Raw genomic sequence first — 13,314 nt, 5'->3', positions numbered from 1 at the left:
CTACTAAAATTCAAATACATATACTATGAAGCCAAATAGATAGAATCTAAATCTACAATCAACTAAGCTCTTTCCTTTTAATCAAGTAGAAACATATAGGAATGATAAAAAGCGTAAGCAAAGTGCTAGTTATCATACCACCTAGCATAGGGGCAGCAATAGCGCGCATAATCTCGCTTCCCACACCATGGGAGAACATAATAGGAGATAATGACGCAATAATGCTTAATGCTGTCATAAGCTTTGGTCTAACTCGTTTTGCTGCACCACTCAAAACACACTCTTGCAATATTTCTAGCCAATTTGAGCGAAGAGTTCTAAATTTTGCAGAATCAAGAGGTTGATTATTGCTGCTAGAATTAACCTCACTAACAAAAAATTTATCTTTTGCATCATTAAAGCTTTGCTCAAGATATAGCAACATAACAATGCTTGTCTCACTTGCAACACCAAGCAATGCTAAAAGCCCAACAACGCCGGCAATACTTAGATTAAATCCTAAGTAATCAATTGCTAATAATCCTCCAAGGATAGCAAAGGGAAGGGAGAAAAAACAAAGCAAAGTATAGCCCCAATTTTTTAGAGCAAAAAATATCAGGACAAAAATGACAAAAAGACTTAATGGAATAATATATTTCAATGTCCCAAGTGCTTTTTCTATATACTCACTCTCTCCGCTAAATTCATAATAATAACCATTAGGAAGTGTAACATCTTGTAAGATTCGTATAGCCTTTTGCTTGTAGGCTTTAGCACTTACTCCCTCCTTTGGTGTAATATATATGAAATTCACACTTAATCCCTTTTCACTCTTCAATTCCATAGGCGCACTAGCATAAGAAATATTTGCCAACTCTCTTAAGGGTCTAAATCCTAGAGCTGTTTTAATATAAAGCTCTTTAATGGATTCTATGTCATTGCGCTGTATGTCTTGCAATCGCAATGAAATAGGATAGTTTTCTATACCATTAATCTTCTTGGTAATTTCAACACCTCCTAATGCTAGATTAATGGTAGAAAATATAGAATCTTTGCTTACTCCATAACGTGCTAATTTAGAATCATTTATATCAATATCAATATAATATCCACTATTTGCTCTTTCTGCAAAGACCGAAAGGCTCTCATTCATAGACTTTAATTTTGATTCCATATCAATAGATAATTGTTGCAGTATTTGTGTATCACTGCCATAGATTTTGATGCCAAGCGGTGTGCGAATACCTGTAAGCAACATATCCGTGCGTCCACGAATTGGATATGTCCATGAGTTTGTAATGCCCGCTATCTTTAGCTTTGATTCTAATTTATCACGCAATAATGCCCACTTCTTAGAATCAAACCTAAACTCCGGCTTTAGATGAATATACACCTCTAACATAGATAAGGGTGCTGGATCGCTTGTAGTATTTGCTCTACCTGCCTTACCAAAGACCATTTCCACCTCATCAAAACTTTTAATGATAGAATCGACCTTTTGCAGATATGCAAGGCTAGTATCAATGCTTGGAGCAACATTGCTAACAGGCATATACATGATTACACCCTCATTGATTTGGGGCATGAATTCCCAATTCATATTTTTATATACAAAATATCCCAACCCCAACATAAGAATGCAGACTCCAAGAAATAGCCATTTTAAGCGCAAAGAAATAAGCAAAAACTTACTATATGCCCAAATGCAAAATCTATTAATTGGATTATTTTCCTCACTTATTATCTTACCTCTTATAAATACAAGCATTAATAACGGCACAACAGTAATAGAAAGCACAGCCCCAATCAACATAGCAAATGTTTTTGTATATGCTAGTGGTGCAAAAAGTCTTTCCTCTTGTCCATTTAAGGCAAATATAGGTAAAAATGAAACAACAACAATCATAAGGGCAAAGAATATAGGAGAGCCTACTTGTTTTGCACTCTGAATAATAATATCTTGTCGCCTAATATTATCAAGCACAGATACATTAGGCAATGTAGAATTGCCATTTTTCTGGTTTGATAGGCATAGATTCTTATGTGCATTTTCAATCATTACAATAGCAGCATCAACCATAGCACCAATAGCAATAGCAATACCACCTAAGCTCATGATGGTAGATTCAATATTAAATATCCACATTAATAGTGCACTGAAAAGCACACACAATGGCAATGTGATAACCACTACTAACGCACTTCTTAAATGTAACAAAAATATTAAACTTACAATTAAAACAATAATGCTTTCTTCAATTAGTGTAGAGATTAGGCTAAGGATTGCCTTTTGTATAAGCTCGCTCCTATCATAAACTGATTCTATTTGCACTTCTGGATTATTGGCATTTAGCGATGCGATTTTTTCTTTGATTTTATTGAGCGTATCATATGTATTACCATTATATTTCACCATGACAATACCGCCTACAACCTCTCTATTGCCATTTACATCTGCTACACCTCTCCTAGGCTTTGGAACAAGGACAACATCTGCTACATCTCCTAATGTAATTGGAATATTGCCTTGCATTTTGACTAATGTTTTTTCTAAATCCTCTTCATTCTTTATATAACCATTTGCTCGAATAATCTTCTCAAATCCGCCCTCTATAATTACGCCTCCACCGCTATCATTATTTGCACGAGATATAGAATCTACTATTTCTTTCAAGCTTAAATCATAACGCAGTAGCTTGGAATTATCGATTCTAACTTCATAGTTTTGCAGAAATCCGCCTATGCTAGCCACTTCACTTACCCCATCAATACCAAGCAAAGCATATTTATAGTAAAAATCCTGTAAGCTCTTTAATTCTGCTAGATTTTTACTTGTAGAATTAAGTACATATTGATATGCCCATCCCACACTTGTAGAATCACTGCCCAATGTAATTTTTACATTTGAAGGAATATTTTGAACTTGATTTAGCTGCTCTAATATCCTGCTTCTAGCCCAATATAAATCCGTCTTATCTTTGAAAATCACATAAATAAGCCCACTTTCATAACCAGAAATTCCACGCACTGTTTCTACACCAGAAATCGCCATAAGCTCGCTAACTAGAGGATAGGTTACTTGATCTTGAATAATCTTTGGTCCTTGACTAGGGAAATTAATCTCAATAACAACTTGCGGTGGGCTCAAATCTGGCAAAGCATCAAGCCTAAGCTTTTGGATAGAAAATAAAGAAATCCCTGTAAGCACTATAACCATAAGCACAACAATAATTCTATTCTTGACACTATAAGAAATAATGGAATCTATCATCCCTATCCTTTTTTTGTAGTATTAGAGATTAATAAGGCAATCTAGTCTAGTAAGCTTATATTTAGCTCGTATTTTAATATTAAAGTAGAATTAATTTAGAAATGAGAATTAAAAAATATATTTCCCCTCCCAAGCATTTAGCCTAGTTACTTTAGCAGTTAGGCTAAATAAAGGCATAGCAAGTAATTATCCTGGATTTCCTATTGTAAGTTTAATTGTTTTTATGATTTGTTTGCCGATTTGCTTGTTTATGATTACAAACAAAGAATCCATTGCTACAAAATATCTTTTCTCTCCAAAAGTGCTTTTTTATAAATGGGCTAAATTCTTTATCTCTACAAATATAAAAAGCAATAATTTGCTTGTCTTTTAAATAATAAGCCTAATATATTAAGTCTAGGTAAATTGTATCATCAAGTAATATAGTATATTGACATTTGCAAGGATTATAGATTCTCAAAGCTAACCAAAATCTTAATCTTTGTTCTTTGCGTAAAATGCTTTGTATCAATGTGAAGAAAGTCGTATTTATCAAATTCCTTGTTATTTAAGATACATTTTTGTTGTTTAGTTGCTAAACTCTTGTTATTTAGTAGTAATTACTTTACCTATTGAGCTGCCCGCCACATTATTATATTGAACCACTACTTTATATACTGAACTTGAACAAAGCGAAAGTGAAAAATTTAAAGAGCGAGTTAAAGATTCTGTGGATAAAGCCTTAAGAATGGCTACCACCCTCTTGTCATGTTGAGCATTGCAAAATGTGAAACATCTAATCAATAGAGATTCTTCACCTGCTAAAGCAGGTTCAGAATGACAAAATGACTAATATCAGGTAAGACATAACAGCAAGAATAGAATCTTTTTCCTTGCTCTTTTATTAATAGATTTATGTATTCATAATATATGAAATTATGCGCTAGGCACAATCAAAACCAAATATGAAGAATAATATAAAATATATATTTATCCTTACAAAAATTAGCATCGGACACTTACACTATTTAACACAAAGTTTGCTTAATACGATAGTGTAGATTGCTTAAGTTATAACTCTCAATAATAATGGCTCGATATTCTAAACTTTGCAATATGAAATCTTGAATTTATATGGCAAGTAAAAACATATTAGCATTTATTCAATCCTTTTAGAATCTAAGATTTCATCTATACAATACTTTGGTCTAGCTTTAACTTCTTGATACATCTTTCCAATATATTCTCCAATAATTCCCAAACTCAACAACTGCAATCCGCTAAAAAAGCAAAGTAGAATCAAAGTGGATGCCCATCCATATACAGCATTATTGGTAAAGAATTTAACATATAATGCATACAAACCAAAAAATATTGATAACAAGAATATCATAGCTCCAAGCGTGCTAACTATACGCAAGGGCTTAATAGAAAAACTAGTAATACCATTCCATGCAAATGCAAGCATCTTTGATAATGAATATTTAGAACTTCCTGCAAAACGAGGTTTGACATCAAAATACACAACATCTTGTTTAAATCCCATATCAAGCACTAGAGCACGCAAGAAAAAATGAAACTCTGTATAACTTGCTAAATGTTGCAATGCCTTATTGCTTAGCAATCTAAAATCAGCATGATTTCTTACGATTTTTACGCCTAATGATTGCATTAACCAGTAAAACCCAAGCGCACTATACTTTTTGAATCCAGAATCTCCTTGCCTATCATTTCTAACGCCCATCACAATATCACTGCCGTGATTAAATTTCTCTATAAATTCAAATATTTTTTCTTCATCTTGTTGTAAATCGCAATCCATACTAATTGAGCAATCACATTTATTAGTAGCATAGTGCAAACCAGCTAAAAGAGCATTTTGATGCCCAAAATTACGGGAAAGCTTGAGAGCGACTATATGTGGTGATTGAATATTTATCTTGGTAGAATTTATAGAACTATTGTTTAATTGAATATCATAATTGTTAATTGATTGAAGAGGTTGCGCATTGATTTTAGCTTTATTCTTAATAATATCCCAAGTTCTATCCCTACTTCCATCATCAATGATTACAATAGAGCTCTGAATAGCGATGATACCTTCAGCAATCAATGCACAAAGTTTATTTGATAATACGTCTAAAGTTTTTTCTATAACTTCCTCTTCGTTAAAAGCAGGCAATACTAAATATAAAATAGGAGTGTTGCTATGAGTGTCATGTTGCATTACTAAAGTCTTTGCATTATCATCACTTTTAATCATTTCAGCAATCATTTAAATTCTCCTAAGCATTAGCATTTATGTAGTCATTCCTTAATAGACATAATTACATTATCAAATCAGGCTTCAATGGTCTTCATAAGTTTATCTACATCGGCTTTGGAACCTAAAAAAAGTACAACATCGCCTCGTTGTAAAATAAAATCTGATCCTATATCTATATCCCACTTATCATTTCTACGAACTGCAACTATTTTAACATTATCTTCCTCTCTAATTGTACCTACACTTCTTTTTACAAAATACCTCACTACAACAGCCTTGCATGCCCTCATATTCGCGCTTAGCTCAATATCCTCGATATGAAATTCAGTAATTTCACTCAATAGTCTTTTAGCTGCCTGTCTTTCGGCATAAATAACCTCGTCTACACCCAATTTTTCCAAAATCTTGCCATGCGTATGAGAAATAGCCTTAGCAACTATTTTTTTATTATTGAGCTCTTGCAATGCCATAACAGTTAAAATACTAGCCTCAATATGCTCCCCAATGCTTACTATTACTATATCTAGATCGCTTACACCAGCTTCTTTTAACGCCATCTTATCTGTGCAATCTAATACATAAATTTGCTCTGCCTTATCACGTAAACTAATAAAGCTAGATTCTTTATTATCACATATAATAACATTTTCACCATTTTCAACAAGCCCTAATGCTACGTTATAGCCAAATCTACCTAACCCCAATACAGCATAACTCTTTGCCATATGGCAATCTCCTTAATAAATAATATCAATGTTCTATATCAATACCTTCTCTTGTGGATATTGTATATGCCTATGCTTTGCTCCACCCACAAATATAAGAGTAAAGCTTAAAACTCCAATTTTACCTGATAACATCAAAACCATAATAATACATAATCCGATTGTATCAAACTTGGAGCAAAGACTAAGAACGCCACCATCTCCCATAGACATTCCAACTGTAGCAAATGCTGAAGACGTTTCAAAAAATAAAGGCAAGAAACGAATGTCTGGCTCAAATATTGAAAGCAAAAATGTAGCCACCAAAAGATATATGGCTGCAATCGCAAATACACTAAAGGCTTTTGATACTATCTCTTGAGAAATGGTGCGATTAAAAAGAATGGTTTCTTTTCTATTCTTGATAATCGCAACAGATAGCGCAATTAAAACAGCAAATGTAGTTACCTTAATCCCGGAAGCTGTGCCACCTGGACTACCGCCAATCATCATAAAAAATACAGAGAAAAACATAGTGCTATCATTAAACCCACTCATATCAAATATATTATAGCCAGCAGTGCGGTAGCAAATAGATGTAAAAAATGAGTTAATAATTTTTTCCCAAAACGGAATATTTGCAAGAGTTTTTGGATTATTCCACTCAAAGATAAGTATATTAAGCATACCAAATATTACAAGCAAAGTATTTACTACTATTACAACTCGCGAATTAAGGCTTAGCCTAGCGACAAAAGCATCTCTGCGAAAAACTTTATGATTAAGCTGTGAATAAAAGAATCTTGAAATCTCAAGCGTAGAAACATATCCAATGCCACCAATAATAACAAGTAAAGCAACTACAATATTAACAAAAATATCTGCTTGATAATCAATTAGACTATTATTAAATATTGTAAATCCAGAATTATTAAAAGCTGCAATAGAATGGAATATACCAGCCCAAATACCCATTTTTATATCGTTTAGCTTCCAGCAAAAGTATAGAGATAAGATAAGCGCACCAACAAACTCAACAAGAAGCACAAAGAAAAGAGCATTAAGCACTGCTTTTTCTATGCCACTTAGCGAATTATTATTGAGATTCTCAACAACATTTATAACGTTTTTTTCTGATGTGCTTAATTTCTTCTTAATGACTATGTAGAGAATTCCTACTATGGTCATATAGCCAAATCCGCCCAGTTGTATAAGCACAAGTATAACTATCTGCCCATACAATGTAAAATCAAGCGAAGTATCTTTAATGATTAATCCCGTGCAGGTAATTGCTGACACACTAGTAAAAAAAGCATCTAAAAAACCTACATGACTAGAAAACATAGGCGGCAAAGTCAATAAAAACGTGCCTAGCAATATCATTGCTATATACCCTACGAATAAAACCTTAATGCTTTGAAGCTGCATATATTACCTTAAAGTTTTGTATATGCAAATATACACATTTCAATCATTACAAAATAATTCTAGTTATCTTGGAAATCCTGCAATGTTTCAAGATTCAATCTCATTTCCTCAATCATATTACGAATGGTCTCGGAATTCTTTGCACTTTTAGACTCTAACTTCTCAAAATGACTTTCAAGCTCATCTAAATAATCCTGAATCTGCCCTATAATCGTAGAAATATCTTCCTTAACAATATCGTCCATATATAACTCCTAAATTAAAGATTAAATTAAGCCAACTAAAGACTTAGCCTTGTGGTATGTAGCACTTGCAATATCCTTAATATATTCTTCATGCTGCACCAAAAGCTGCCAAATGTGATTTGGATCCTTAGTAAGCTCATAATATTTATGCTGAATTGGCTCTAGCTTACTAAATATTTCTTCAGCCAATGCAATTTTTAATTCTGCATAATTTTTAAAACTCTTCTCAATTTCATTTCTTGACTTATCTGTCAAGCATTCATAAATACATAAGAGATTATAAAGCCCAGCTCGATTAGAATCAAAGCAAATATCGCTAAGACTATCTGTAGTTGCGCGTTTAACCTTTTTTACAATAGAATCCTTTGAATCCAACATATATATGATTCCATTATCAGAACTGCTTGATTTACTCATTTTTGATTCTGGATTATCAAGCGACATAATTCTTGCTCCAACTTGTGGAATGATTGGCTCTGGGACTATAAAACATTCTCCATATCTCTCATTAAATCGCATTGCAACATCACGTGTAAGCTCTAAATGTTGTTTTTGATCATCGCCTATTGGCACAACATCACTTTGATATAGCAATATATCTGCTGCCATTAAAGCAGGATAATTAAATAAACCAACATTGATATTTTTAGGATTCTTTTGCGACTTATCTTTAAACTGCGTCATACGATTCATATCCCCGATGGCAATATTGCAATCTAAAATCCATGCAAGAGCACCATGATAATCAATTCTACTTTGTACAAATAGTTTGGAATACTTAAAATCCAATCCACAAGCAATAAGCATAGCAAATAACTCAATTGTTCTTTGTTGCAACTCTTTTGGTTCTTGATATACTGTGATTGCGTGTGAATTAACAACACAGTAAATATTCTCATATTGCTCTTGATTATTTACCCAATTTCTAATTGCACCAAGATAGTTTCCTAAATGTAACTTTCCTGTTGGTTGTATGCCAGAGAATGCTCTCTTTTTCATTCCTAAAGCCTCGTTAGAGAATATAAGCTTTTATTATTAATAACTCAAATTAGCATCGCCTTAGCGCATGACTACAAGAATCTAGCAAAAAACAATAACCAAAATGAGAAAAAAAACTCGAAATAAAATTTGCATTGATGATTCTATCGTTTTTTCCACAAAAAACCACTATCGATTTTACTTTTTGAGCAACTTTTTCTATTTTAGTCCATTTATAGCTTAACAAATTCTCTAAATCGCTAATATTTGGCATAACAAAAAATGCCTCAAACCTCTTATAGTTAAGCAAATCATCATTAGCAAAAAGTCCATAATGCTTATAAATAATACTCATATATTCAACTGGATTATGCCTAAAACTAGCTAGACAAGATTCTATATGAGGGGTTTCTAAATTCGAACAAACATGAGTGATAATTTGATTTGAGGTGGTTTTACATAGATTCGATTCATTATTAGCAATATCATAAATCGCTTTACTATCTATATAAGACATTACATCATTTATTTTAGAATCAAAACACAAATTACTTTGAGATACTCTCATATTTAATATTTGATTAAAGCCTAAATTATGAAAATAAATACAAGGCGATATTAATAGCAGCTTCCCTATTCTTCTATTATTATCAATAAGATTACTGGCATATTCTAATGCTATTTGCGCACCATAATCAAACCCCACAATATCAAACTCACCTAATCTAAAGCCAAAGCTCTTTATTATAGGAATAAAAATATAAGATTCATTACATAAACCAAATCCACTAAAATACCTCAAGCATAAACCCCCATAAAACAATCAAAAACACATATATTATTATGTTACAATTTTTATTTGCGATAAAATAACAACACTAAGAGGGCATTGTGCATTACTCTAGTCAAAATAATCAAGAAACCATATATACTAGATATACTAAGGAGCAAATCCAAATCAACTATCATAATAATATGAAGTTCTTTCAACAATACAATGCAAAGATATTCAAAGCCCTAGAAAAAGCACCATTGGTATATAATCTACATATAGATTCATTAGGATATAATATCATACATCTACCTAGCCAAAACCTTCAGTATCCACTAATAGAAAATACAAAGAATATACAATCAATAGGCAAGAATACAAGAGAAAAATCAATATCTGCTATGCTAGATGCCCATGCAGATTTAGCCAAGAATCCAATGCAAAATCCCAAATGGCATATTAAATGCAACTTCCCGTTATGTATGAAAACAGCCTTTTTTGATGAAGATATGTTTCATATAACAGGAAAATATGGCAACCAGATTCTAAAAATATCACTAGATGCTATACAAAATCTACTAATGCAATCTAGCAACAATCAAATAAATCCGCAAGATATTATGTCTAAAGAGGATTTAGCAGGACATATAAACAAATTAGCAAGCAATAATATAAACAAATCATTTTCTGATTCCAAATTTCTGCCACAAACAACAATATATGGCTTAATGGGAGGATTATTTTTACATGATTTGCTTTTACAAGGCTTTTATTTCCACTCAATAATTATATATGAAGAACATATCGACTTATTTAGAATATCGCTTTATTTTTTAGATTATGAGCTATTATTTAGTAAAGTTGGAGCGAATTCTTGTTTAATTTTTGTCAAAGATTTTTCTATCCCAATAGTATCGACCTTTTTACACTCTAAGAGACTTACAAATAATTCTATAAAACTTGAATTAAAGCAATATACAAGCAGCAACACACAAAAATTAAAAGAGACAATAGATAAAGAAACAAAGGTTGCTTTACGTGGTTGGGGGACATTTGAAGATGAAAAAATAGGCTTTAGCAATGCTTTGGAGAATCTAAAATCATGCAACATATTAAATAATAATGCCAAACGTGTAAATGCTCCAATTTGTGTAGTTGGAAATGGTGCGAGCCTTGATTTATGCATAGACTTTATAAAAGTATATAAAAATAGAATGATTATTTTTAGTTGTGGCACAGCCCTAAAGGTGCTAAGACATCATGGCATTAAACCAGATTTTCAAATAGAAATAGAGAGAGTATCTTATCTATCAGATGTATTGAAAGAAGCAAACCTAGAAGACATACCGCTAATATTTGGACAAATGACAGATTGCAAAGCTGTGAATCTAGCTAAGGAGAGCTTTGCTTTCATGCGTGCAGGCAGTGCTAGCGCGTATTTGGATTCTGGGGCATTTGTTCTTGATTTTGGTGCGCCATTTGTAGGCAATGCTGGAGTTGCTCTAGCAACATTAATTGGTAGCGATGTGATACTGTGCGGCATTGATTGCGGATACATTAGAGGCTATAGCAAACATGCAAAAAATAGTTTTTATGGAAATGAGGCAAATGAGATTCCACATGATTGCTTCAAGGTGGAATCAAACAAAAGCTTAGAAGTGTATAGCAATGATTTATTTTATCTAAGTATAAAAAATATAGAATCTAGCATTAAGCTATATAAGCCAAATATGACTATTAATATAGGATACGGAGCAAAAATATCAGGGGCTTTAAGCTTAAATGAAGATGAATTTTTCTTACAAGAAATTGATAAAAAAAGAGCGATAAGCAAATTAAAAAACAACTTTTCGCCATTTGCACTTAACTTAGATAAACATGAAATTCTAAAACCAATCAATACATTAGTCAAACAAATTTATATTTTTCTTGATAGGGAAGTAAGAAATATAAGAGATTTATATGAAATCATTGATGGCATAGAATCATCATTACAAAACCTTATTGCAAATAACAATATGCGCAAGGGAGTAATACTTGTTGAGGGAAGTATATTACATTTATGCTTTTGTATGCTACAAGCAAACTTATTTGTAGGCAATACGGAATCATATTATATAATGAAGACATCTTTTAAGCAGTGGTTTTGCGATGTGATTGCATGTATAACGCAAGATATAGGCATAAACAAAATTGAATGCAGTTAGCATTATATCTTAATGGAAAGGTAGCGATGAGCATATTATATTCCATTCTAAGCACAGTTAGCATTTCTAAAATTTCCATAATGCTACAATCCGCTCCCTTTATGTATACTATAATAGTAGCGTTATTTTGTTGTATATGTCTATTAATATATGTTTTCTCAAGATACATGATATTTAGCTTTAGATTGCTTATTGCATGGATTATTTCTTGCTTGGTTACTTTGCTATTGTTAGCAATGGATAATGTAGATACTAAGGCACTTAGCATATCTATAAATTCTCAAATAATTCTAAGTTTTGCAAGTTGTGTAATCATTCTTATTTTATATATAATAAGTATTATCTCAAATAAGCCAAAAAAACGCAAAAAAAGATATAATAAAGTTAATCTATCAACCAGAATTTTAGGCTCTGATGTATGGTGGGCAAAGACTATTGGATTCATAGCTCTAGTCGCATTTTGTTGTGTTTTTAATATTGGGCTATTTGTTTCTTGTTCATTATTATATTTATAGCGAAACTTAACGACATAGCGCGATATTTGCTATAATAACAATTTGATAATATTTCTTGACTAGGAGATAAACTTGCATTTTTCTGTGCCAGCAACAAGTGCGAATCTAGGCTCTGGATTTGATTGTTTAGGTTTGTCTCTTAATTTTAGAAATCACTTTAGCATTACAGAATCAAGCGAGCAAAAAATAAAAATCTGTGGTGAGGGTGAGCGTATTATAAAATTTGCTGAAAATAATATGTTTGTTAAAATTTTTACCAAAGTCTATACTAGTCTTGGGGGAGATTCTAAATTTCATTTTACATTTCACAATAAGATACCAATCTCAAGAGGACTTGGATCTTCGAGTGCGATCATTGTTGGAGCTATTTTCTCTGCTTATAAAATGGCAGATTTTATTCCAAATAAACAAGAAATACTAAATCTTGCCTTGCAATATGAGAAACACCCAGATAATATTACCCCTGCTGTTATGGGTGGATTTAATGCAAGCTTAATATACAATGATGACAATGGCAAAAATCAAGTAATGTCTATTAGGCATAGAATCCCAAACAGTATAAAGGCAATAATAGTAATACCAAATCACCCTATGGCAACCAAGAAATCTCGCAGCATACTAGCAAAACAGTATTCTATAAAGGACTGCGTATATAATCTATCTCGTTCATGTGTATTAAGCCTAGCATTTTCGTTAAATAAATGGGAATTATTAAAAGAGAGCTCCAAAGATAGACTACACGAATCCCAGCGCATGGAGACTTTCCCAATTCTTTTTAATATTAAGAAATTTGCTCTAGAAAATGGGGCATTAATGAGCTCTCTATCAGGTAGCGGATCATCAATATTTAGTCTTTGCTATGCAGATGAAGCTAAAAAATTAGAACGCAAACTAAGGAAAAATTTTCCGAGATTTAGAACAATAGGGGTAGATTTTGATAATGATGGAATAAAGCTTGAAAAAGGATAGA

General features: G+C 32.3%; 10 protein-coding genes. 2 read left to right on the top strand and 8 right to left on the bottom strand.

What is annotated here, in order from left to right; all coding sequences use genetic code 11:
- Positions 1 to 58 precede the first annotated feature (58 nt).
- The 8 genes from LS73_RS04040 to LS73_RS04005 all read right to left on the bottom strand — a co-directional run bounded on the left by LS73_RS04040 (position 59) and on the right by LS73_RS04005 (position 9,652).
- Complete coding sequence (locus LS73_RS04040) at positions 59 to 3,250, bottom strand: efflux RND transporter permease subunit (RefSeq protein ID WP_034558291.1); 3,192 nt, start codon at positions 3,248 to 3,250, stop codon at positions 59 to 61.
- 585 nt (positions 3,251 to 3,835) lie between these two features.
- On the bottom strand, positions 3,836 to 4,033 hold the full coding sequence (locus tag LS73_RS04035) for a hypothetical protein (RefSeq protein ID WP_138069985.1): 198 nt from the start codon (positions 4,031 to 4,033) through the stop codon (positions 3,836 to 3,838).
- Between the two features lie 355 nt (positions 4,034 to 4,388).
- A complete protein-coding gene (locus LS73_RS04030) occupies positions 4,389 to 5,504 on the bottom strand; it encodes a glycosyltransferase family 2 protein (protein ID WP_233708785.1) in 1,116 nt (371 codons plus the stop codon).
- Between the two features lie 65 nt (positions 5,505 to 5,569).
- The gene (locus LS73_RS04025; protein WP_034558289.1) at positions 5,570 to 6,220 is read right to left on the bottom strand and encodes a potassium channel family protein; all 651 of its coding nucleotides are present in this window, start codon (positions 6,218 to 6,220) and stop codon (positions 5,570 to 5,572) included.
- Positions 6,221 to 6,253: 33 nt separating this feature from the next.
- Entirely contained in the window at positions 6,254 to 7,627 is a 1,374-nt protein-coding gene (locus LS73_RS04020) for a TrkH family potassium uptake protein (protein ID WP_034558287.1), read from the bottom strand.
- Between the two features lie 59 nt (positions 7,628 to 7,686).
- Entirely contained in the window at positions 7,687 to 7,872 is a 186-nt protein-coding gene (locus LS73_RS04015; protein WP_034558285.1) for a hypothetical protein, read from the bottom strand.
- A 21-nt stretch (positions 7,873 to 7,893) separates the two neighbouring features.
- Entirely contained in the window at positions 7,894 to 8,871 is a 978-nt protein-coding gene (trpS, locus tag LS73_RS04010) for a tryptophan--tRNA ligase (protein WP_034558284.1), read from the bottom strand.
- 49 nt (positions 8,872 to 8,920) lie between these two features.
- Positions 8,921 to 9,652, bottom strand: coding sequence for a hypothetical protein (locus LS73_RS04005; protein ID WP_052089698.1), 732 nt, complete (start codon positions 9,650 to 9,652; stop codon positions 8,921 to 8,923).
- An 89-nt stretch (positions 9,653 to 9,741) separates the two neighbouring features.
- On the opposite strand from LS73_RS04005, the gene LS73_RS04000 reads away from it, so the two are divergent.
- Together LS73_RS04000 and thrB are read left to right on the top strand one after the other, a co-directional pair.
- Positions 9,742 to 11,829, top strand: coding sequence for a 6-hydroxymethylpterin diphosphokinase MptE-like protein (locus LS73_RS04000; RefSeq protein ID WP_138069984.1), 2,088 nt, complete (start codon positions 9,742 to 9,744; stop codon positions 11,827 to 11,829).
- Between the two features lie 587 nt (positions 11,830 to 12,416).
- Entirely contained in the window at positions 12,417 to 13,313 is an 897-nt protein-coding gene (thrB, locus tag LS73_RS03995; protein ID WP_034558282.1) for a homoserine kinase, read from the top strand.
- Position 13,314 lies beyond the last annotated feature (1 nt).

The sequence above is a fragment of the Helicobacter muridarum genome (assembly GCF_000765805.2).
Lineage (GTDB): Bacteria > Campylobacterota > Campylobacteria > Campylobacterales > Helicobacteraceae > Helicobacter_A > Helicobacter_A muridarum.
The sequence above is the reverse complement of the archived record's forward strand: the minus strand, read 5'-3'. Positions and strand labels throughout refer to the sequence as shown.